The sequence below is a fragment of the Microthrixaceae bacterium genome (assembly GCA_016702505.1).
Lineage (GTDB): Bacteria > Actinomycetota > Acidimicrobiia > Acidimicrobiales > Iamiaceae > Aquihabitans.
On the sequence record JADJDU010000004.1, the window covers coordinates 81,515 to 101,964 of the forward strand.

Below are 20,450 nucleotides of genomic sequence, written 5' to 3' on the forward strand. Positions count from 1 at the left end.
GAACGCCTGGCCAAGGCAAAGGCGGAGGCACCGTCGAAGCCTGGCCGTATCGTTCCGATCAGATGAGTTCGAGCGCCGTGTTCCAAATGATGCACTCCGACCCCACCAAGGTGGCCGGCGTGACCCTCACCCCCGGGCTGATCCGGCGCGTCTGGCGATTCGCCCGTGCCTACCGGCGTCGGGTGGCGGCCTTCTTGACCCTGGTCGTGGTCCAGTCGTTCCTGGGCCTAGCCCCACCGCTGGTGATCCGTCGGATCATCGACCACGCCATCCCCGACGCCGACCGGGACCAGGTGATGGTGTTGGCCGGGCTGATGGTGGCAACCGCGTTCATGAGCGCGGCGCTCGGTCTGGTGGAACGGTGGCTGTCGGCCACCATCGGCGAAGGACTCATCTACGACCTTCGCAGCGCCCTGTTCGACCACGTTCAGCGCCAGCCCATCGCCTTCTTCACCCGCACCCAGACCGGGGCTCTGGTCAGCCGTCTCAACAACGACGTCATCGGTGCCCAACGGGCCGTCACCGGAACGCTGGGGACCGTCGTGTCCAACGTGGTCACCCTGGCCACCACCTTCGGAGCCATGGTGGTCCTGGAGTGGCGGCTGTCGATGCTGTCGCTGCTCTTGTTGCCGGTGTTCCTGTTGCCAGCCAAGCGCGTCGGCCGGCGACTGGCCGGAATCACCCGCGAGGGCTTCGACCTCAACGCTCAGATGAACGCCACCATGACCGAGCGCTTCGGTGTGTCGGGGGCGCTGCTGGTCAAGCTGTTCGGCAGCCACGACCGGGAGGCAGACGGGTTCTCGGCCAGGGCTGGTCGGGTGCGAGACATCGGCGTTCGCAGCGCCATGTACAGCCGTACCTTCATGACCGCTCTCACCTTGGTCGGGGCGGTGGGTACCGCCGTCATCTACCTGGTGGGTGGTCGCCAGGTGATCTCCGGTTCGATCAGCACCGGCACCTTGGTGGCCCTCGGGGTGCTGGTCACCCAGATCTACTCACCTCTGGCCAGTCTCACCAACGCCCGCGTCGACCTCATGACCGCCTTCGTGTCATTCGACCGGGTGTTCGAGGTCCTCGACTCACCCAACCCCATCACCGACCGGCCCGATGCTCGAGTTCTACCCACACCCCGGGGCCGGGTCGAACTGGATCACGTCACCTTCGCCTACCCGAGCGCGATGGATGCCTCGATCACCTCGTTGGAGAGCGCAGCTCAACTCGCCGCCCCCGACATCGGGGCCGGGCCGGTCCTTCACGACGTCACGTTCACCATCGAACCCGGTGAGCTGGTGGCGCTGGTCGGGCCATCGGGTGCCGGCAAGACCACCATCAGCCAACTCATCCCCCGGCTCTATGACGTCACCGACGGTTCGGTGCGCGTCGACGGCCACGATGTACGCGATCTCACGCAAGCCTCGCTCCGTTCGGCGATCGGTGTGGTCAGCCAGGACCCCCACCTGTTCCACGAATCGGTGGCCGACAACCTCCGCTACGCCCGCCCCGAAGCCACCGACGCCGACCTGGAGCGGGTGGCCCGAGCGGCTCGTATCCATGATGTGATCGCCGCCCTCCCCGACGGGTATCGCACCGTGGTCGGCGAGCGGGGCTACCGGCTCTCGGGTGGCGAGAAGCAACGGTTGGCCATCGCCCGGATGCTGCTGAAGGACCCGGCCATCGTCATCCTCGACGAGGCCACCTCCAACCTCGACAGCGAGAACGAAGCCGCAGTGCAGGAGGCCCTGGCCCATGCCCTGGAGGGACGCACCGCCATCGTGATCGCCCACCGCCTGTCCACCATCGTCGACGCCGACCGGATCCTGGTCCTCGACCACGGACGCCTAGTCGAACAAGGCCGACACATCGACCTCATGGACGCCGACGGACTCTACGCCGACCTGTACCGAACGCTCGTCCGCGAACACGCCGGCGCCTGAGGACCGAGATCCACCGTCTGGTTCGGAGTGGGGGACGTCGGCGGTAGGGTCAACGCCGCGCTGAAACCGTCCCTCCGAAAGGAACCCCCATGGCCATCGAGCTGCCGCCGCTGCCCTTCGCCCCCGATGCCCTCGAGAGCAAGGGCCTCTCGAAGGAGACCATCGACTACCACTACGGCAAGCACCACGCCGCCTACGTGAACGTCCTCAACGGGCTGATCGACGGCACCGAGCACGCCGACTCGTCGCTGGAGGAGATCATCCTCGCCGCCGACGCCGGGCCCCTGTTCAACAACTCGGCCCAGGTCTGGAACCACACCTTCTACTGGAACTGCCTGTCGCCCACCGGCGGCGGTACCCCCGGTGGCGAGCTGGGCGACGCCATCAACTCGGCCTTCGGCTCCTTCGACGCCTTCGCCACCGAGTTCTCCGACGCCGCCAAGACCCAGTTCGGTTCGGGCTGGGCCTGGCTGGTGGACGACGGTGGGCTCAAGATTCAGAAGACCGCCAACGCCGATCTGCCCCTCAAGCACGGCGTCAAGGCCCTGCTCACCATCGATGTGTGGGAGCACGCCTACTACATCGATTTCCGCAACGCCCGCCCCGACTACATCTCCAACTTCCTGGCCAACTTGGTGAACTGGGACTTCGTGGCCCAGAACCTGGCCAGCTGATCGACCACGCCACCACACCGCCGACCCGGGCTCCGCGCCATGGGTGAGGTGGTTTGTCCGAGAACGAGGGCCGCACTCCGAGCTTGGGGTGCGGCCCTCGTCGCTTCGCAGACGAGCGGGCGATGTGTGGCCCAGGAAACACGATTCGAACCGAGGTCTTCCCAGCGAGGCGCTACTCGAACGTGAGGCGGACCAGGCGTGACCCATCCACCGGGCGTTGCTGGCCGAGCCGCTTCGACGTCGGCGACCGCGGGTACCGTGCCGCCCGTGACCGACCCGACCCCCAGCCCCGAAAGTGGTGCGCTGTTCGACCGTGACGTCGGCCGGACCGACACGCTCAGCGTGGCCGAGTTGGCAGCCCGCATCGCTCGGGTCGCGGCCCGGGCCTTCCCCACTGATCTGTGGGTCAGCGGGCAGATCCGCAACCTGAACCGATCTGCCAACGGCCACGTGTACTTCGACCTGGTCGAGCCGTGCCCGGCCGGGGCCACTCCCCGTTCGATGGTGGCGGTCACCCTGTTGGCCCCAGAGCGGGTGGTGGTGAACAACCAGATCAAACGGGCCGGGGGCGGGGTCCGCATGGAGGACGGGATCGAGGTTCGGATCCAGGCCCGGCTCCGGTGGTACGAGCCCCGGGGTGTGCTCCAGCTCCGGATGAGCGCCATCGACCCCGAGTTCACCTTGGGCCGCCTCAAGGCCGACCGGGACCGGGTCCTGGCTGCTCTCAAGGCCGAGGGGCTGTTGACCCACAACGCCACCAGACCGCTCCCGATGGTCCCGCTGCGGCTGGCCGTCGTCACCAGCACCGGTACCGCGGCGCACGCCGACGTCATGGCCGAACTGGAAGGCAGCGGGTTTGCCTTCGACGTGTGGCTGCTCGACGTCCGAACGCAAGGGGTCGAGGCTGCCCCTCAGGTGGTCCGAGCACTGGAGCGACTGACCAATGCGGTGAACACCGGTGAGTGCTTCGTCGACGTCGCCATGGTGGTGCGAGGTGGTGGGGCCACCACCGACCTGGCCGTGTTCGACGACGAGGCCATAGCCCGAGCCATCGCCGCCAGCCCGGTGCCGGTGTTCACCGGAATCGGTCACGAGATCGACCGCTCGGTGGCCGACGAGGTGGCCCACAGCTCCCACAAGACGCCCACTGCCGCGGCCGCCGCCGTTGTCCATCGGGTTCGGACGTTCCTGACCCGGTTGGATGGCACCTGGGTCGCCACCCGCCAGGCCGCGCTGGCCACCGCTGGCGAGGCAGAACGGCGACTCGACCTGCGCACGGCCCGTATCGGCCGCGGCGTGAACCGAACGTTGCAAGGCCACCAGGTGAGGCTCGACCAGATCGGGTCCCGAGCTACCCGGGCCGCCACTCGCACCATGGAGCGGGCTGACCGAGACCTGGACGGGTTGGCCGCTCGGGCCCGAGCTCACGACCCGGCCCTGGCCCTGGCACGGGGTTGGTCGATCACTACCGGCCCCGACGGCCGGGCCATTCGCTCGGTGACCGACCTGGCGCCGGGATCGATGATCCACACCCGGCTGGTCGACGGTTCGGTCACCAGCACCGTCACCCCCGACGGCGTCCAAGCCGCCGTCGACCCAGCTACCGGCGGCCCCCACGCTGCCACCCCATCGCTTCAGGAGACCTCCGATGACTGACCTCACCCCTGCTTCCGAGATGGGTTATGCCGCGGCATTGGCCGAACTTGAGTCCATCTTGGACCGATTGGAGCACGACGAGCCCGACGTGGACCGGGTGGCAGACGACGTGGCCAGAGCCGCCGAGCTGGTGTCCCACTGCCGCAACCGCATCGTCACCGCTCGAGCCCAAGTCCAAGCGGTAGTAGCCGACCTCGAACCCCCAAGCTGAGCCTCGACACACCGATCGGACGGGGGTTCTGCCTTACGGCGGATCCAGGCTGAACTGCCGGCTAGCCGTTCCGATCCTGGAGGTCGCAGCGGGCGTCCACCGTGAAGGGGACGTCGGTGTCGTCGGGCAGTGCATCGGCCGGTACCGATGAGGTGGCCGAGACTCCGGCTTCCAGGGTTCCACCGGCTTGGATCCGACTACCGCGCAGGCGGGCCCAGTCGATCGAACCTGGCGCGGGACCAGACTCACCGCGGGCCTTCCAGGCCGCGGACCCGAAGGCTTCGTGAAACTGGCTGCCCCGATCCACCGACAGGCCGGTGCCATCTACGACACCAGAAGATCCGTCGTCTTCCACCTCCATCACCATCTGCAGGACGCTCCCACCCGCACCTCGGCCGACCAGGAACACGGTGGTGCCGTCAAGCCCGCATGCCTCCAGGTCGAAGGTGATCAGCGTGTCGCCGAGCGTCACCTCGGCGGTCCGGTCCTGGAACTCGGTCCGGCTGCATCCGGGCGACGCCGACAACAGGGCGACAGTGGACACCGCTACGGCGATCACCCGGGCCGGTCTCATCACCTGAGGGTAGGGGTACTAGGCCCCAACGATGGCGTGGGCGTGGCGGAGCGGCCGTAGGGTTGGCGGTCATGGCCGGCGCCGACCTCTCCCCGATCCCAGCCGACCTGGCGCTGATCGCAAGCCGCGTCGAGGAACGCATCACCCGGCTCATCGGCGAGGAACGGTCCCGGTGGGCCGCCCTCGACACTGACCTGGACGAACCGCTGCACGCCCTCGGCCGACTCGTCCTAAGCGGCGGCAAACGGCTGCGGCCCGCCTTCTGCCATTGGGGTTTCCGGGCCGCGGGTGGCGACCCAGATGACCCGGCGGTGGTGGACGCCGGTGCCGCCTTCGAGTTGCTCCAAGGGTTCGCCCTCATCCACGACGACGTGATGGACGGTTCGGCCTCTCGCCGCGGGGCGCCGGCGGTGCACCGTCAGTTCATCGACCGACATCGGTCCCAGTCCTGGGCCGGCGAGGATCGCCGATTCGGGGAGGGTGTCGCCATCCTGGCCGGGGACCTGGCCTTCGTCTACGCCGACCTCCTCCTTCCAGACGGCCCGCCCGAGGTGGCTCGGCTCTGGCACGAGCTGAGGGTGGAGCTGAACGTCGGCCAGTACCTGGACCTGGTGGGTACGGCTCAAGGGCGACGGGACCGGGCCGGTACCCGGCGGATCGCCCGCTACAAGTCCGGCAAGTACACGATCGAGCGTCCACTCCAGTTGGGTGCCGTCCTGGCCGGGGGGCACCACATGACCGAGGCGTTGAGCCGCTACGGCGACCCGCTCGGAGAAGCCTTTCAGCTCAGAGACGACGTCCTGGGCGTGTTCGGGGACAGCACGCGCACCGGCAAACCGGTGGGGGACGACTTGAGGGAAGGCAAGCCCACGCTCTTGTTGTCGGTGGCCCACGAGCAAGCCACCGATGGTCAGCGGGCCGCTCTCGACCTGGTTGGCGACCCCGATCTGGATGCCGACAAGGTCACCCTGATCCAAGAGGTGTTGGTGTCTACCGGCGCGCTCAGTGCGGTGGAAGCCGAAATCGAGTCACTGGCCGATCAGGCCATCTCGTCGTTGGATGAGCTCGACACCGGCACAGAGGTGCGGCGGGCCCTCACCGACCTGGCCGACTTCGTGGTCGCCCGCACCGCCTGAGCCGGACAGCCGATGGCTGGCCAGACCCCATGTGACGGTCACATCTCGAGCTGGTCAGCGCCCGTATCGGTCCAGTGCCGCCTCTATCCCTTCGACCACGACCCCCGGCTCGGAGGCGATGGCCTCCAGCCACGGCGGGCGGGACCGGGTGGCCACCGCCACCGGCTTGTCCACCCGACCGAACTCCACCGCTTGGCGCACATAGGCGGTGGCGTAGTCGCCGGGGCGGACGTCTCGGGTCAGCTCCACCAGGGCATAGGGATCGGGGGTTCCACCCGTGGGGGTGCCCAGCCGCGTCCTGATGACCGCCGATGAATGAGGTGCCGGCCCTCCACCGGCCAACCCGGGACCGTCGGCGATTATCACGCCTGCAACCAGTTCGGGCCGGGCGCCAGCGATGAGAAGGCCGACATAGCCACCGAGGCCACGTCCCAACACCGTGACCGGCGGGGAGTCGTCGTCGGGGATCAGGTGGGCCAACGCCACGTCGACATCGGCCATCAGGGCCTCCGCTGTGTATCCGCCCCCCTTGGGCATGCTCGAACGGCCGTGGCCGGTGAGGTCGAGTCCCCACACCGGACCGGTCCAGATGTCGGTCACTGGAGGAGGGGTCGATGGGGTGTGCTCACCCAGGCCGTGCAGGAGCAGCAGCGGCCGCCCCCACGCTGCCCCGGGAAGCGACGGGCGCAGCCGGTGGAGCGCCAACTCGGTTCGAACATGGCGGAGGGTCACGGTGGTCATGACAAGAACTCCAACACGTGGTCCGCTACCAGTCGGGGCTGTTCAACGTGGACGAAGTGCCCGACTCCTTCAAGGGGGATGAACAGCCCCCGGCTCGGAAGCATCGGTTCGATGTCTTCGGGCAACGTGCCCCAACCCATGAGCTCGATGTCCAAGCCGAGGATGCACAGGACCGGCGCACCGATCGAGGGCAACAGGTCCATGGACCACTGGGGGCGCCAGGGGCCGAACCCACCCATGCGCATTGATGCGTCGATCTTCCACCGCCACCCGTCTGGACGCTCATATCCACCGATCGGAACCAGGTACTCCAGCCATGCCGGGTCCAGCCGCGGGTTCATGCGACCCCGGCGTTCGGCCAGCTCGGCCGCGGTGCCCGGCTTGCGGACCTTGGTCCCCGCGGCCCGACGATGATCCAACCAACCGGCCAGCTCACTGCGGCGCATGCTGGTCCGGTTGTGCTCGGCTACATCGGGCCAGGACCGGCTGGAGGGCAACCCGTCGAGGTTGACCAGGTGGCTGACCCGGTGGGGTACGGCATCGGCGAGAGCCAGGAGGAGCGCCCCGCCCTTCGAGTGACCTACCAGGGGGATGGGGGCCGGACCGATGCTGTCCAGCACGGCCAGAGCATCTCGCCGGTCGGCATCCCAGGAGTACAGCGATGCATGCTCGGAATCGCCGTGGCCGCGCTGATCCCAGGACACCACCCGCCAACCGGCATCGGCGAGCAGTGGAGCAAACCCGTCGAGCGTGCCCGCGAAGTCGAAGCCTCCGTGAGCCATGAGGATCGGAGGTGCGTCTGCGTCACCCCACTCCCAGGCCGCCAATGCCAGGCCGTCGCCGTCCACCACCCGGAAGCGGTCGGGTCGACGGGCGCCGGGGTAGGAGCCGGTGACGGGCTCCGAGCGGAGTCGGGCCCTCGGGATCTCGACGTCTTGGGCGCCGGATCCGACGGGTCCCGCTGACGACGGCGAGGCCTCGGTGGTGGTCACCAGGCCAGGGTACGCCCAAACTTGACCCGCCGGTCAAGATCGTTGACCGCCGAGTCCACCCCGTATTGTGGATTCGTTGTGACCGACTCGACCTCCTCCGCCACGGTCGCACCGGGCGCCCCCGAGATCGCGGCCGACGCCACCGACCAGACCGCGGCCCGACGAACTCTGCGCGAGCGCGGTGGCGGCCATCGTCACCTCATCACCGGGTCCAGCGTCTTGGTGCTCGGCGCCGCCGCCCAGGGCGTGGGCGGAATGGTGTTCTCGCTCCTCGTCGCCCAACTCGACCCCAAGCACACCTTCGGTGACGCCACCGCCCTCTACACGTCGTCGCTGTTCGTGGTGTACCTGGCCGGGCTAGGCCTGCCCGTGGCCCTGGCCCGCTACGCGGCGGACCGTTCCACCGATGCCCACACCATCTTCACCTGGGGCGTGCTGGCCACTGCGGCCGCCTCGGTGGTGGCCAGCGCCGGATACCAGGCCATCGCCCGCCCCCAGGCCGCCGAAGACGTTCTGTGGAACTGGCACCCGGCCGGCGGCTTCGCCGTGTTCACCCTGGTGGTGGTCGGATCGGCCTGGTCTCTAATCGTCGACGTGCGGGCCATGACCATGCGGCGCTGGGGGGTGGTCCTGTTCCGGATCGTGGCCGTGAGCGTGGCCAAGATCGCCCTGGTCCACCTCGGTCAGACCAGCGACCATCGATCGCTCCTGTTGTTCTTGTACCTGGGGGGACCCGTAGCCCTCTCCGGCGCGCTGGGCGTGGCCTTCATCAACCGCACCACCGGGGGCAGACACCGCCTCGGCCCGAGACCGACCAACGCCCGGGCCGCCGCCCGCTACTCGGGCGTCAACTACCTGTCGACCCTCGCCTACCAGGCCCCGTACTTCGCCCTGCCGGTGATCGTCCTGCTCAACGTTTCCAACACCGTCAACTCCAGCTTCTACGTGGCCTGGGGAATCGTGTCGATCGCCTTCTACGTGCCGTCGGCCATCGGGCAGGCACTGCTGGCCGAGGGCGGCAAGGACGGCGCCCGGGTGCGTTCCCAGCTCCGCCTGGCCATGGTCCTCGCCGTCGGGCTCATGGCCGCCGGCGCCCTGGTCACCTTCCTGGGCCGGGAGATCGTGGTGATGGCCTACGGCGAGGGCTACCGCGACGCCGCCGAGATCCTTCCCCTGATGATGGCGGCCGGCGTGCCGTGGGCGCTCACCTCGCTCTACCTGGCCGAGGCCCGCATCTTGCACCGCAACGTCGCCACCGTGGCCATCACCGTCACCCTCACCGTGGCCATCATCGGCCCGGCGCTGGTGCTGGTGCCCGATCAGGGGATCGAGGGCGCCAAGACGGCGTGGCTGGTCGGCAACCTGGTGGCGGCCGCGGTTGCGGTGGTGCTCACCGCCGTCACCCGACGCCGCGATGCCCTTGGGCAAGGCGACCTCAGCGAGGCTGGTCAGCTCAACAACGGGTGAGATCAGGTCGGTAGGTGGGCGGCTGATCGCCACCCCCACCGGTGACGATCCAACTGTCGACCGCCTCGGCATCGACCACACCGGCCCTGACCAGATCCTCGATCGAGGACGGATACCGGTCCCGCTTGGACTGGTACTGGGCTACCGCCATCTTGAGGTTGCGCAACTCGGTCTCACAGTTGCTACGGCTGGTATCTGCCTCGATGTTTCGAGCCGAGGTGACCGCGACCAGGACCAGGCCGACCACGAACACCGAAACCAGCAGCAGTTCGGACAGCGTAAACCCGGCTTCACCGTGCCACCTCGAAGGGCGACCGGGGCGGGTCGGTTCGCTCACGGGTCAAGACGGTACCGGTTGGAGGTTCGAAGGCTCGCGTCATCGGGGGCCAACATGGACCGGTGACCGTCCCGCGCTCGCCCCAGCCCGACGAATCGGGCTCGTCACGTTCCAAGGCGGTGAGAACAACCAAACGTCGGGGCCGCATGTCGGACTCCAAACGCCAGGCCCTCACCGACCTGACACCGGCGTGGTCGATCACGCCGCCCCTACGCCATGGCGAGCTCGTCGGGGCGTTCCGCCGCGACGCCCCCCGGCTGCTCGACGTCGGGGTCGGCACCGGTGAAGCGACAATCGACTGGGCTACCCGCCACCCCGACTGGGACGTGATCGCGGTCGAGTTGCACCGCCCCGGCATCGCCCGTCTGCTCCAGGTCCTCGACGACGACGGCCCGACCAACGTGCGCATCCTCGAAGCCGACGTGACCGCGGTGGTGGCGGACCTGGCCGACCAGAACGACCCGGCCGCCGCCCAGGTGATCAACGCGGTGCGGATCTTGTTCCCCGACCCGTGGCCCAAGCGTCGTCACCTCCACCGCAGGCTCGTGGACGAGGCGTTCGTGGCCACCGTTGCCGACATCGTCGCGCCCGGCGGCTGGCTACACCTGGCCACCGACTGGGACGACTACGCCCTCCAGATGCGCCTTGCCCTGATGGCCGAGCCCCGCCTCGAGGTAGACGTGGACGGCGCCGCCCTTAGACCCGAACGCCCGGTCACCACCTATGAGGGTCGAGGCCTGCTCGCCGGCCGCCACATCACCGATCTGATAGCTCACCGCCGAGACTGACCCCAGCGTCGGCTGATCAGGACAACCGACTCAGCTCGTCGTCGTCGAGCTCGGCGAGCCGGGCCAGCGCTTGTGGGTCAACCGTGGGTCGCTCGGGGATGACCTCGCCCTTGCCGTCGGGGCGGATCCAGCCCACGCCGGGCTCGTGACGGCGGATCACCCGGGCCGGGACCCCGCCGATCACCGCCCGATCCGGTATCTCGCCACGCACTACAGACCCGGCCGCCACCACCACATGACGACCGATCCTGGACCCGGCCAACACCACCGACCCGTGGCCGATCCACACCCCGTCTCCGATGACGACCGGCTCGTGTTCACCCAACTGCACACCGGGCGGTGTGGCCGGATCCTGGTAACCGTGGTTCCCGTCGGTCACGTAGATGTCCTGACCGAACCACACGTCGTCACCGATGGTGATCGACTCGTGGGCCACGATCCCCGAACGCATGCCGATCACGCACCGGTCGCCGATGACCAGGGCCCTGTCGGGGACGGTGGGCTGGTCGGGGGAATAACCAGCCGCCAACGTCACCCAGGTGTTGACCAAGGTGTCGGTGCCGATGTGGATCTGGCGCTCGCCGTAGATGGTGGCAGTGGGGAAACCGATGACGCTGCCTGCCCCGAACGATCCGAACCTCTCTGCCGCCGCGATCCCGGGCGCAATGGCTCCCGCCACCCTCAGGCGACTCCAACCCCACTGGATGGCCTGGTTGGTGACACGGTGGACAGCTCGAGCCATGGGTCGTGGGAGCACCAGCGAAGAGTACGGCCGACGTTGGCGGAGCGCGCGGTTTTGGAGTGAGCAGCCGAGTCCCTAGCCTGTTGGGTCATGGAGTCCGCCCCGGTCACCGAGGTCCCGGTTTCCGCCGCTGCTACAGGCGGCTGCCCGTTCCCTCACCAGGCACTCGGTGCCACCAGCTGCCCCATCACCGCCACCGCTGGTCCGGCCTCGGCTGGACAGCGGTCCAAGGCCGACCAGATCGCCCGCCGGGTGCTGCGCGTTCCCGAATCCGCGGCCCCCGTGTCGGCGGCTCGGGCCCAGTCGGCTTTCCAGAAGTCGATGATGATCTCGGCCACCCGCTGCACGCTCACCTACGTGGTGTTCCCGTTCCTGCTCCCCGCGGTGGGCTTCGCCACCGGCGTCGGGCCGTGGGTGGGTCTGCTGATCGGCACCGTGGCCATCGTGTGCGACGTGTTCACCGTGCGACGGTTCTTCGTGGCCGATCACAAATGGCGGTGGCCGTTCACCGCCATCGCCTCCAGCATCATCGTGTTGTTGGCGGTCCTGCTGGTCCAGGACCTCACCCACATCTCGGAGCAAATGTTCCGGTGACCACCTCGGCCGCACCCGGGCGCCTTGGTCGGGCGGGGTGGATGGCGGTCGGATTCGGCTCCGTCGGGCTCGGGTCGCTGGGCATCATCGTGCCCGGGCTGCCCACCACGGTGTTCTTCATCGTGGCGGCATGGTGTTTCAGCCGCTCCAGCCCACGATTCGAGCAATGGATCCTCGAGCTTCCCAGGATCGGCCCGCTGGTGCAGGACCACCGGGCCGGCTTGGGCATGCCGATTCGGGCCAAGCAGTACGCCACCGGCACCATCGCCCTGGCCGTCACGTTTAGCAGCGTGACGCTGCGCAACGCGCCCGTCATCGTCGCCGTGGTTCTGGCCTTGGCTGCGATCGGGGTGGCCACGATCTGGTGGCGCGTCCCCACCCGTGAACACGTGCTGGCCCGTACCGGCGAGGTACCCAGCCCGTAGGTCAGGTGGTGGCCCGCAGGCGCCGCGCCTTGGCGAATCGCAGGGTTCGATCGGCGACCAGGCGGGTCAGACCTACCGCGGCACCCGAGGCCACGGCGTACATGACCGCCTCGGTCAGCGATGTGTCGTGGGCGGCCGGGGAGACACCACGTCGGGTCCTCCACTCACGGGCCAGCGCCTTCTGCACCAGGGTGGTGACCCCCAACGTGATAGCCGCGGCGGTAGCCGCCCAGATGAGATCGTCGTCTTCCATCCGCCCTGCTTAGCCGGTGACAGCAACTCCGCCGGGAAGGCTCTGCATTTCGGTGGAACCTGGCTCAGTACTCGGCATCGACAAAGGCAGCCATGACCTTGTCCCGATCATCGCCGAATCCGACGAACAAGTTGATGGTCGTCGATACGAACACCTGGTTGAGACCGCTTTCGTCCAACAGCCCGGCCTGGGCCAGGGCCACAGCCCCGTGAAGCGTTGACCAGAGCTGGGTGGCTAGGTCCACCGGGTCGGCGGGACCGAACCTTCCCGCCTCGATGCAGCGTTCGACGCCGTCGACCAACACCATGAACGTGTCGTACCCGACCCCGGCCAGCTCGCTGGCATCCGGAGCATCGGCACCGAGCCCGAAGGTAACCCGATAGATGTGGGCGTCTTCCATGGCGTTGGTCAGGTAGGCCAGCCCGAGGCGGGCCATGTCGACCACGGGATCAGCCGAATGGTCCACAGCAGCGAGTCGACGGCGTAGGCGTTTGAACCCCTCCCGGGCCACCTCGAAGCGCAGATCGTCCATGGAGCCGAAGTGCGTGTAGACGGCCATGGTCGACGTTCCGACCTCTTGGGTCAGTCTGCGCAACGTCAACAGCTCGGGCCCACCTTCGGACAACAGACGGGCCGCGGTCTCCACCAACGCCTCCCGGATATGGGGATTCGCGGTGCGAGGGTTCATCGCTACTAACTCTCTCACACCCGCCTATCGCCTGACAGCAGCCTCCAGTTCGGCCTTCAGCTCCGGGGTGAGCCGCGCCAGAGCGTCGAGCGCCCCCATGTTCTCTCGCACCTGAGCGGCGGTGCTGGCCCCGGTTATCACGCTGGACACGTTGGGGTTGGCCGCGCACCAGGCAATGGCGAGCTGAGATGGGGTCACCTCGATGCGCCGAGCGATCTCCACCAACTTGGTTGCCTTTGCGTTGTTGTCGGGGTCCACGAGGATGTCGCGCAGCCACTCATATCCCGGCAACGAAGCGCGACTTCCTTCGGGGATCCCGTCGACGTACTTGCCGGTGAGGAGCCCCGATGCCAACGGGCTCCACGTGGTTAGCCCCAGACCGATGTCGTCGTACAGGCGGGCGTAGTCACGTTCCACCCGCCTGCGTTCCAGCAGGTTGTACTGGGGTTGCTCGACCACCGGTTTGTGCAGGTGGTGGCGCTCGGCGATCTCCCACGCGGCCCGGATCTCATCGGCAGACCACTCCGATGTTCCCCAGTAGAGGGCCTTACCCGATGCGACGATGTCGCTCATGGCCCACACCGTCTCCTCCAACGTGGTGTGAGGATCGGGTCGGTGGCAGTAGAGCAGGTCCACGAAATCGAGCCCGAGACGTTCCAATGAACCCTCGATGGCATGCATCAGGTACTTGCGGTTGAGGGTGTTGCGCATGTTCGGCACGTCGCCGTGGATGCCCCAGTAGACCTTGGTGGTGAGCACGTAGGACCACCGTTCCCAGCCCAGAGCGGCTATGGCGCGGCCCATGATCCGCTCGGACTCGCCTCCGGCATAGGCCTCGGCGTTGTCGAAGAAGTTGACACCGGCATCACGGGCAACCGACAGGCAGTCTTCGGCCAGGCCGGTGTCCACCTGGGTCCCGAACGTCACCCAGGATCCGAAGGACAACGCGCTCACCTGAAGTCCAGAACGGCCGAGCCGGCGATAGGGCATAGCGGGGCGGGTCGAGTCGATGGTGGTCATGTGAGACTCCTGGCGTTGCATGCGATGGTGGGCGCGCCGGAGCCTACCGAGCCTCCGAAACCGGCACCGCCGGGCCACTAGCGTCGTCGGATCGAGACCGTGGAGCCTGCCCCTGACATGACGGTCGGAGTTGACCTGGTGGGCCCGCGCCGTGAGCTCGATCACCACGGACCCACCGCCGCTGAAGGCAAGCGACTGGTCAGGCGCGTACGGGTCTGGCTGGCCCTGGGGCTGACCCTGGCCAACCTGGCTGGCATCGCCGTGGTGGTGGCCTGTGTGATCTGGGTGATCCCGGGCCCCCCGGTCGAGCGGCTGGGACGCCTCGTGGCGCTCAACATCATCGTGGCGTTGGCTTTCTGCCTGGTGGCGGTGCCCTCGATCCTGGCCTGGGGGGAGACCTGGCAGCGGACGGGTCGACGGTGGCTCAGGGAAGGACGTGACCCCGAACCGCGCGAGGTGACGGCCGTCCTGCACGCGCCGGCACGGATCTTCACCGTGCACGTCACCGCCTGGTGCCTGGCCGCGGTCACCTTCACCATCCTCAACACCCTGCTCGACCCTCAGATGCTGACCCGAGTCGGCTTCACGGTGTTCCTGGGTGGACTAACCACCTCGGCCTTCACCTATCTCATCGCCGAGCGGGCCATGCGCCCGGTGGCAGCCCTCGCCCTGACGGCCACCCCGGTAGATCGCCCCCGCCTACCCGGAGTGGTCACCCGCACCACCATCGCCTGGGCGCTCGGGTCCGGTGTCCCGCTCCTCGGTGTCGTACTGACCGGTGTGTTCGCCCTGATCCGGCCCCGGGCTACCGAGACCCAACTGTCGATCAACATGATCGTGCTGGGGGGACTAGGTCTGGTGGTCGGGTCGTGGATGCTGTGGTTCGGGACCAAGGCTCTGGCTGCACCGCTGCGGGATCTGCGTCGAGCCATCCGAGCCCTGAGCGACGGGGACCTGGAGGCCAGGACCGTCGTGTTCGACGGCAGCGAGCTGGGACTGCTCCAAGCCGGCTTCAACGAGATGGCCATCGGCCTCGAAGAACGGGAACGGATCCGAGACCTGTACTCGAGACAGGTCGGTGAAGATGTGGCCCGAGACTCCATTGAACGAGGCACGGCTCTGGGCGGCGAACTGTGCCGAGCCGCGGCCCTGTTCGTGGACGTGGTGGGGTCCACCGAACTGGCGGCCAGCCGACCGGCCAACGAGGTGGTGGAACTGCTCAACCGGTTCTTCGCGGTGGTGGTCGACGAGGTCCATGCCCACGGCGGTTGGATCAACAAGTTCCAGGGCGATGCGACCCTGGCCGTGTTCGGCGTGCCCACCGCCACCGGAGACCCCGCCGGCAGGGCTTTGGCAGCGGCGCGCGGGGTGGCCCGCCGTCTACCCGACGAGGTACCCGAACTGGGGGCCGGGGTCGGGGTGGCCTTCGGTCCGATGGTCGCCGGCAACATCGGTGACGAACGGCGCTTCGAGTTCACGGTGATCGGCGACCCGGTGAACGAGGCCGCCCGACTCACCGAACTGGCCAAGACCCACCAGCCGATGGTGCTTGCTTCAGCCGCGGCGTTGCAGGCCGCGTCGATCTCCGAACGGGAGAACTGGCGGCTGGGCGAAGAGGTGACCCTGCGGGGTCGTCACACCCCCACCCGCCTGGCGGTTCCGCTGTAGGGGTGACGAACCCCGCAACCGGCGACACAGTTCACATCAGAGGCCCGACCTGACCCGATCGGGTCATGGCATGCTTTGCGGCCGCGGCCACCGGTCGCCCACCAGCGTCCCAATCCTTGAACCAGGGGGGTTCACCAGACATGACGGTCGACACAGCCGGACTCACCGCATCGCTCGAGGCCGTCGTCGGTGCCGGTCAGGTGCTCACCGGAGACGACATCTCCGAGGACCTCACCCACGACGAGGTCCTGGGCATGCCCGGCGTCCGGCCCGCGGCGGTGGTGCGCCCCGCCGACTCCGACGAGGTCGCCGCCGTCGTGGCCTGGGCCAACCAGAACCGGGTGCCGGTCACCGCCCGGGGCGCGGGTACGGGCATGTCGGGCGCGTGCATCCCCCATGCCGATGGGATCCTCATCTCCTTCGACCGGATGCGCTCCATCCTCGAGATCGATCTGGATAACCACGTGGCCGTGGTGCAGCCGGGTGTGACCCTGCTCGAACTCGACGAGGCCCTCAAGCCTCACGGACTGATCTACCCGGTGCAACCCGGGGAGAACTCGGCCAGCCTGGGCGGCAACGTCGCCACCAATGCCGGCGGGATGCGCGCCGTCCGCTACGGCGTCACCCGCTCCCAGGTGTTGGGTCTTACCGCGGTCTTGGGTACCGGCGAGGTGATCCGTACCGGTGGCAAGTTCGTCAAGGCCACGTCGGGGTACGACCTGACCCAGCTCATCATCGGTTCAGAAGGAACGCTGGCCGTGGTCACCGAGGTGATCTTGCGGCTCCATCCCCGCATGACCCACGGTGCCACCGTGTTGGTGCCGTTCCCTGATCTGGCCCACGTGGCCGGATCAATCCCACCCATCGTCGGGTCGGGACTGAACCCCACCATCCTCGAGTACATCGACTTCATCACCATGAGCGCCATCACCGCCAGCGCCGGCCTTGATCTCGGCGTACCGCAGGAGGTGAAGGACGCGGCCATGGCCTACCTGGTGGTGGTGTTGGAGAACCACGTCGACAGCCGCGTAGAGGAAGACACGGCCACCCTGGCTGAGATGTGCGCCGACCTCGGCGGGCTCGACGTGTATGTCCTCCCCCCGGCCGCCGGTGCTGCCCTGATCGACGCCCGCGAAAAGGCGTTCTGGACAGCCAAGGCCATGAACGCCAACGAGATCGTGGACGTGGTGGTGCCCCGGGCCGAGATCCCGGCCTTCCTCGACCGATGCCAGGCCATCGCCGCCCAGTACGAATCGTTCGTGGTCGGGTGTGGTCACGCTGGCGACGGCAACGTCCACCTGTCGGTGTTCCAGACCGACCCGGCGAAGTGCCACGCCACCATGCACGACATCTTGTCCACCGGCGTAGAGCTCGGTGGCGCGGTATCGGGCGAGCACGGCATCGGCCGGGCCAAGAAAGCCCACTTGGCCGCCACCGAAGACCCGGCCAAGCTCGACCTGATGCGCCGGATAAAGACCGCCTTCGACCCCTCCGACATCCTCAACCCTGGCGCCATCTTCGACTGACTTTCGGCGCTCGCCGAAGTACCTGCCAGGCCTCTCAGCCCCTCGGCTCCCCAACCACCGACAGGACCGACCGCCGAGCCCGGGCCGTCCCTTTCCCACCGACGACCGGGCACCGACGACCGGCCACCACGGTCCCAATCCCCCACCCACCCATTACACCAACGCAACTTCTGAGGTAGATCAATGAACGGAGCCCAGGCTCTCATCCGCACGCTCGTCCAAGCTGGCGTGGACGTCTGCTTCATGAATCCCGGCACCTCTGAGATGCACTTCGTGGCCGCCTTGGACGACGTGCCCGAGATGCGCGGTGTGCTGGCCCTGTTCGAAGGGGTAGCCACCGGCGCGGCCGACGGTTACGCCCGCATCGCCGACAAGCCGGCCTCGGTGCTGCTCCACCTGGGACCTGGCCTGGGCAACGGTCTCGCCAACCTCCACAACGCCCGCAAGGGCCACGTTCCGGTGGTGAACATCGTGGGCGACCACGCCACGTACCACAAGCGATACGACGCCCAACTCGAGTCCGACATCGAGACCGTGGCCGCCAACGTGTCCACGTGGATCCGCACCTCGGCCACCACAGCACAGCTACCCGCCGATGCCGCCGAAGCTGTGGCCGTGGCAGCTGGCCCCCCGGCCCAGATCGCCACCCACATCCTGCCCGCCGACGTGAGCTGGACCGAAGGAGCCGAGCCCGCCGCACCGCTCGCACCGGTCGTTCCCGAGCCGATCAACGCCGAGACAGTGGCCGAGCTGGCCGCCATCCTCGGTGGCGACGAGTCCGCCGCCTTGTTCGTCGGCGGACGGGCATGTCGGGCCGAGGCGCTGGTCCAAGCCAGTCGCATCGTCAACACCACCGGATCCAAGTTGCTAGCCGAGACCTTCCCCACCCGCATCGAACGGGGAGCGGGTCGGGTACCGGTGGATCGCCTGGCCTATCTCGCAGAGTTCGCGACCATGCAGCTCGACGGCCTGAAGCACCTGATCCTGGTCGACGCCAAGTCGCCGGTGTCGTTCTTCGCCTACCCGGGCAAGGCCAGCGACCTGGTACCGGAGGGCTGCACCGTGCACACCCTGGCCGGATACGGCGGAGACCCCTTGGCTGCGCTCACCGCGCTGGCCGAAGCCGTCGGCGCCGCCGCCGGCAGCGAGACGCTCCAGCCCCTCGACGTGCCCGAACTGCCCGCCGGCCCGCTGTCGGCCGATGCGGTGTGCCGAACGATCGGGGCCCTGCTCCCCGAGGACGCCATCGTGTCCGACGAGGGCAACACCAGCGGCTTGTTCGCCGCCGGTCACACCGCCGGTTCGCCAGCCCACGACTGGCTGTGCCTGACCGGTGGTGCCATCGGGCAGGGCCTGCCGGTGGCGGTGGGTGCGGCGGTGGCCGCACCCAACCGCAAGGTGGTGGCGCTGCAGGCCGACGGCGCCGCCATGTACACCCTCCAGTCGTGGTGGACCATGGCTCGGGAGAACCTCGACGTGGTCACGGTGATCTTCAACAACGCCAGCTACGCCGTGCTCAACATGGAGTTGAACCGGGTGGGTGCCACCGCTGGTGGCCCCAAGGCCAAGGAGATGCTCGACCTCAGCCACCCCAACCTCGACTTCGTCGCCTTGGCTCAGGGCATGGGCGTACCGGCCAGCCGGGCCACCACCGCCGAGGAGTTCAACGAACAGTTCGCGGCGGCCATCGCTCAGCGCGGCCCGGTAGTGATCGAGGCCATCGTCCCCTCGATCCTCTAACGAAGGGCCGAGCGGTCAGGTCAGCGGTCGGGGCCAGTCGTCGGGGCGGAGGGCGGCGTCGGTGCCGCCGTCCATCACGATGAACGAGCCGCAGAAGAAGGCGGCTTCGGGCGACAGCAGGTAGGCGATGAGCCCTGCGGCTTCGTCGGCCGACCCGGGCCGCCCCACCGGTATCGGATAGATGTCGCTGATGGCCTTGACGAAGTCCCATCCGCCTTCGGTCATGGGCGTGTCGACGAAGCCAGGTGCGATGACGTTCAGACGGATCCCCGACCCGATCCACCGCTCGGTGGTGGCCGCCCGCCGAGACCACCGGGCCAGGGCCAGCTTGCTGGCGGCATAGGCGCCGTTGGGTTCGTCGGCCAGGGCGGTAGCCGCTGGCTCGTCGCCGGCCAGGCAAGCCTCGGCCAGCGCCACGGGATAGCCGGGCATGGTGGTCGTCGAGTTCGACGACACCACTACCACCGACGCCTGATCGGAGCTGGCCAGCAGTGGGTGGAGGCCTTCGATGGTTGCTACCGCCCCGAAGTGGTTGACGGAAACGATGGTGCTGGGATCGCCCTTTTGGAGGCCGGCCGCAACCACCAGGCCGTCGATCCGGCCTTCGCTGCACTCGGTCACGCGTTCGACCATCGCCGAGCGCCCGACGGGGGTGGACAGATCGGCATCGACCTCGGCCCCGGCCACGTCAACTCCGATCACCTGATGGCCGTCGGCCTTCAGGCGCTTCCTCAGCGCTCGCCCCATGCCGCCTTCAGAGCCGGTCACCACGATCGTTCCCACTGCGTTCCCCTTTCGGATCAGGTCGTCGAGACGGTAGACGCGATCACGGGCGGCTCGGGCGGCTCGGGCGGTGCTGACAGTGGCGGGCCGTACACTTCCGCTCCATGTCGATACACCACCTCCAACTCTGGGTCCCCGATCTGGCCCGGGCCGAACGGTCCTGGGGGTGGCTGCTGGATCGCCTTGGTTACGAGATGGAGCGGCGCTGGGACCATGGACGCCTGTGGCGGGGGCCGCACTCGGCGATCGTGATCGAGGCGTCGCCGGACATGGTCCCCGGGATGCTGTACTCCCGACTTCGGCCCGGAATGAACCATGTGGCCTTCCGGGTGGACAGCACCGACGATCTGATTCGCCTGCTGGAGGATGCCCCCAGCGCCGGGTGGACTCCGCTACCCGACCAGCGCCACCCGGTGGGAGCCACCGTCACGGTGGCCTATCTCGAGGACGCTGACGGCTTCGAGGTCGAGCTGGTGGCCCCCGACCCGGCCTGAGTCGATC

At 68.2% G+C, this 20,450-nt stretch carries 22 protein-coding genes; 13 read left to right on the forward strand and 9 right to left on the reverse strand.

Annotation, left to right across the window (positions count from 1 at the left end):
- Window positions 1-86: 86 nt before the first annotated feature.
- The 4 genes from IPG97_06515 (at window position 87) to xseB (ending at window position 4,475) form a co-directional block, all read left to right on the forward strand.
- Complete coding sequence (locus IPG97_06515) at window positions 87-1,934, forward strand: ABC transporter ATP-binding protein (GenBank protein MBK6856204.1); 1,848 nt, start codon at window positions 87-89, stop codon at window positions 1,932-1,934.
- Window positions 1,935-2,023: 89 nt separating this feature from the next.
- Complete coding sequence (locus IPG97_06520) at window positions 2,024-2,608, forward strand: superoxide dismutase (GenBank protein ID MBK6856205.1); 585 nt, start codon at window positions 2,024-2,026, stop codon at window positions 2,606-2,608.
- A gap of 267 nt (window positions 2,609-2,875) precedes the next feature.
- Window positions 2,876-4,264 (forward strand): exodeoxyribonuclease VII large subunit, encoded by a 1,389-nt coding sequence (gene xseA / locus IPG97_06525; protein MBK6856206.1) that lies wholly within the window; start codon window positions 2,876-2,878, stop codon window positions 4,262-4,264.
- Window positions 4,257-4,475: an exodeoxyribonuclease VII small subunit gene (gene xseB, locus IPG97_06530; GenBank protein MBK6856207.1), complete on the forward strand. Its 219-nt coding sequence runs from the start codon at window positions 4,257-4,259 to the stop codon at window positions 4,473-4,475. The genes xseA and xseB overlap by 8 nt, the downstream gene beginning before the upstream one ends.
- Before the next feature lie 61 nt (window positions 4,476-4,536).
- On the opposite strand, the gene IPG97_06535 is transcribed toward xseB, so the two are convergent.
- Window positions 4,537-5,049, reverse strand: a complete 513-nt coding sequence (locus IPG97_06535) for a hypothetical protein (GenBank protein MBK6856208.1) — start codon at window positions 5,047-5,049, stop codon at window positions 4,537-4,539.
- 71 nt (window positions 5,050-5,120) lie between these two features.
- Between IPG97_06535 and IPG97_06540 the strand changes: the two genes are divergently transcribed.
- Window positions 5,121-6,185 (forward strand): polyprenyl synthetase family protein, encoded by a 1,065-nt coding sequence (locus IPG97_06540; protein MBK6856209.1) that lies wholly within the window; start codon window positions 5,121-5,123, stop codon window positions 6,183-6,185.
- Between the two features lie 54 nt (window positions 6,186-6,239).
- On the opposite strand, the gene IPG97_06545 is transcribed toward IPG97_06540, so the two are convergent.
- Together IPG97_06545 and IPG97_06550 are read right to left on the reverse strand one after the other, a co-directional pair.
- Window positions 6,240-6,926 carry an alpha/beta hydrolase gene (locus IPG97_06545; GenBank protein ID MBK6856210.1) on the reverse strand — a complete coding sequence of 229 codons (687 nt, stop codon included), beginning with the start codon at window positions 6,924-6,926 and terminating at the stop codon, window positions 6,240-6,242.
- Window positions 6,923-7,852, reverse strand: coding sequence for an alpha/beta hydrolase (locus IPG97_06550; GenBank protein ID MBK6856211.1), 930 nt, complete (start codon window positions 7,850-7,852; stop codon window positions 6,923-6,925). The genes IPG97_06545 and IPG97_06550 overlap by 4 nt, the downstream gene beginning before the upstream one ends.
- A 144-nt stretch (window positions 7,853-7,996) precedes the next feature.
- Between IPG97_06550 and IPG97_06555 the strand changes: the two genes are divergently transcribed.
- On the forward strand, window positions 7,997-9,385 hold the full coding sequence (locus IPG97_06555) for a lipopolysaccharide biosynthesis protein (protein MBK6856212.1): 1,389 nt from the start codon (window positions 7,997-7,999) through the stop codon (window positions 9,383-9,385).
- On the opposite strand, the gene IPG97_06560 is transcribed toward IPG97_06555, so the two are convergent.
- Window positions 9,372-9,722: a hypothetical protein gene (locus tag IPG97_06560; protein ID MBK6856213.1), complete on the reverse strand. Its 351-nt coding sequence runs from the start codon at window positions 9,720-9,722 to the stop codon at window positions 9,372-9,374. The two genes, IPG97_06555 and IPG97_06560, sit on opposite strands and share 14 nt — an antisense overlap.
- A 62-nt stretch (window positions 9,723-9,784) precedes the next feature.
- Between IPG97_06560 and IPG97_06565 the strand changes: the two genes are divergently transcribed.
- Entirely contained in the window at window positions 9,785-10,510 is a 726-nt protein-coding gene (locus IPG97_06565) for a tRNA (guanine(46)-N(7))-methyltransferase TrmB (protein ID MBK6856214.1), read from the forward strand.
- Window positions 10,511-10,526: 16 nt separating this feature from the next.
- On the opposite strand, the gene IPG97_06570 is transcribed toward IPG97_06565, so the two are convergent.
- Window positions 10,527-11,252 carry an acyltransferase gene (locus IPG97_06570; GenBank protein MBK6856215.1) on the reverse strand — a complete coding sequence of 242 codons (726 nt, stop codon included), beginning with the start codon at window positions 11,250-11,252 and terminating at the stop codon, window positions 10,527-10,529.
- 90 nt (window positions 11,253-11,342) lie between these two features.
- Here IPG97_06570 and IPG97_06575 point away from each other — a divergent pair, with 90 nt between their 5' ends.
- Both IPG97_06575 and IPG97_06580 read left to right on the forward strand, forming a co-directional pair.
- On the forward strand, window positions 11,343-11,846 hold the full coding sequence (locus IPG97_06575; GenBank protein ID MBK6856216.1) for a hypothetical protein: 504 nt from the start codon (window positions 11,343-11,345) through the stop codon (window positions 11,844-11,846).
- A gap of 41 nt (window positions 11,847-11,887) precedes the next feature.
- Complete coding sequence (locus tag IPG97_06580; GenBank protein MBK6856217.1) at window positions 11,888-12,271, forward strand: YbaN family protein; 384 nt, start codon at window positions 11,888-11,890, stop codon at window positions 12,269-12,271.
- 1 nt (window position 12,272) lies between these two features.
- Here IPG97_06580 and IPG97_06585 read toward each other — a convergent pair whose 3' ends face one another.
- The 3 genes from IPG97_06585 to IPG97_06595 form a co-directional block, all read right to left on the reverse strand.
- Window positions 12,273-12,524, reverse strand: a complete 252-nt coding sequence (locus IPG97_06585; GenBank protein MBK6856218.1) for a hypothetical protein — start codon at window positions 12,522-12,524, stop codon at window positions 12,273-12,275.
- 64 nt (window positions 12,525-12,588) lie between these two features.
- Complete coding sequence (locus tag IPG97_06590) at window positions 12,589-13,212, reverse strand: TetR/AcrR family transcriptional regulator (protein ID MBK6856219.1); 624 nt, start codon at window positions 13,210-13,212, stop codon at window positions 12,589-12,591.
- Between the two features lie 24 nt (window positions 13,213-13,236).
- On the reverse strand, window positions 13,237-14,202 hold the full coding sequence (locus IPG97_06595; protein ID MBK6856220.1) for an aldo/keto reductase: 966 nt from the start codon (window positions 14,200-14,202) through the stop codon (window positions 13,237-13,239).
- A gap of 147 nt (window positions 14,203-14,349) precedes the next feature.
- On the opposite strand from IPG97_06595, the gene IPG97_06600 reads away from it, so the two are divergent.
- From IPG97_06600 to IPG97_06610, 3 genes are all read left to right on the forward strand, one after another.
- Window positions 14,350-15,900, forward strand: coding sequence for an adenylate/guanylate cyclase domain-containing protein (locus IPG97_06600; GenBank protein ID MBK6856221.1), 1,551 nt, complete (start codon window positions 14,350-14,352; stop codon window positions 15,898-15,900).
- Between the two features lie 140 nt (window positions 15,901-16,040).
- The gene (locus IPG97_06605; GenBank protein ID MBK6856222.1) at window positions 16,041-17,426 is read left to right on the forward strand and encodes an FAD-binding protein; all 1,386 of its coding nucleotides are present in this window, start codon (window positions 16,041-16,043) and stop codon (window positions 17,424-17,426) included.
- Between the two features lie 183 nt (window positions 17,427-17,609).
- A complete protein-coding gene (locus IPG97_06610) occupies window positions 17,610-19,166 on the forward strand; it encodes an acetolactate synthase large subunit (GenBank protein ID MBK6856223.1) in 1,557 nt (518 codons plus the stop codon).
- A 15-nt stretch (window positions 19,167-19,181) separates the two neighbouring features.
- Here IPG97_06610 and IPG97_06615 read toward each other — a convergent pair whose 3' ends face one another.
- On the reverse strand, window positions 19,182-19,949 hold the full coding sequence (locus IPG97_06615) for an SDR family oxidoreductase (GenBank protein MBK6856224.1): 768 nt from the start codon (window positions 19,947-19,949) through the stop codon (window positions 19,182-19,184).
- Window positions 19,950-20,053: 104 nt separating this feature from the next.
- On the opposite strand from IPG97_06615, the gene IPG97_06620 reads away from it, so the two are divergent.
- Complete coding sequence (locus IPG97_06620; protein MBK6856225.1) at window positions 20,054-20,443, forward strand: VOC family protein; 390 nt, start codon at window positions 20,054-20,056, stop codon at window positions 20,441-20,443.
- The last annotated feature ends 7 nt before the right edge of the window (window positions 20,444-20,450 follow it).

Bases quoted from the DNA above. Each gene is read 5' to 3' on its own strand.
- IPG97_06520 (MBK6856205.1), top strand. From the start codon at position 2,024: ATGGCCATCGAGCTGCCGCCGCTGCCCTTCGCCCCCGATGCCCTCGAG.
- IPG97_06575 (MBK6856216.1), top strand. From the start codon at position 11,343: ATGGAGTCCGCCCCGGTCACCGAGGTCCCGGTTTCCGCCGCTGCTACA.
- IPG97_06590 (MBK6856219.1), bottom strand. From the start codon at position 13,212: ATGAACCCTCGCACCGCGAATCCCCATATCCGGGAGGCGTTGGTGGAG.
- IPG97_06585 (MBK6856218.1), bottom strand. From the start codon at position 12,524: ATGGAAGACGACGATCTCATCTGGGCGGCTACCGCCGCGGCTATCACG.
- IPG97_06580 (MBK6856217.1), top strand. From the start codon at position 11,888: ATGGCGGTCGGATTCGGCTCCGTCGGGCTCGGGTCGCTGGGCATCATC.
- IPG97_06610 (MBK6856223.1), top strand. From the start codon at position 17,610: ATGAACGGAGCCCAGGCTCTCATCCGCACGCTCGTCCAAGCTGGCGTG.
- IPG97_06595 (MBK6856220.1), bottom strand. From the start codon at position 14,202: ATGCCCTATCGCCGGCTCGGCCGTTCTGGACTTCAGGTGAGCGCGTTG.
- IPG97_06600 (MBK6856221.1), top strand. From the start codon at position 14,350: ATGACGGTCGGAGTTGACCTGGTGGGCCCGCGCCGTGAGCTCGATCAC.
- IPG97_06515 (MBK6856204.1), top strand. From the start codon at position 87: ATGATGCACTCCGACCCCACCAAGGTGGCCGGCGTGACCCTCACCCCC.
- IPG97_06545 (MBK6856210.1), bottom strand. From the start codon at position 6,926: ATGACCACCGTGACCCTCCGCCATGTTCGAACCGAGTTGGCGCTCCAC.
- IPG97_06535 (MBK6856208.1), bottom strand. From the start codon at position 5,049: ATGAGACCGGCCCGGGTGATCGCCGTAGCGGTGTCCACTGTCGCCCTG.
- xseB (MBK6856207.1), top strand. From the start codon at position 4,257: ATGACTGACCTCACCCCTGCTTCCGAGATGGGTTATGCCGCGGCATTG.
- IPG97_06620 (MBK6856225.1), top strand. From the start codon at position 20,054: ATGTCGATACACCACCTCCAACTCTGGGTCCCCGATCTGGCCCGGGCC.
- IPG97_06570 (MBK6856215.1), bottom strand. From the start codon at position 11,252: ATGGCTCGAGCTGTCCACCGTGTCACCAACCAGGCCATCCAGTGGGGT.
- IPG97_06540 (MBK6856209.1), top strand. From the start codon at position 5,121: ATGGCCGGCGCCGACCTCTCCCCGATCCCAGCCGACCTGGCGCTGATC.
- IPG97_06605 (MBK6856222.1), top strand. From the start codon at position 16,041: ATGACGGTCGACACAGCCGGACTCACCGCATCGCTCGAGGCCGTCGTC.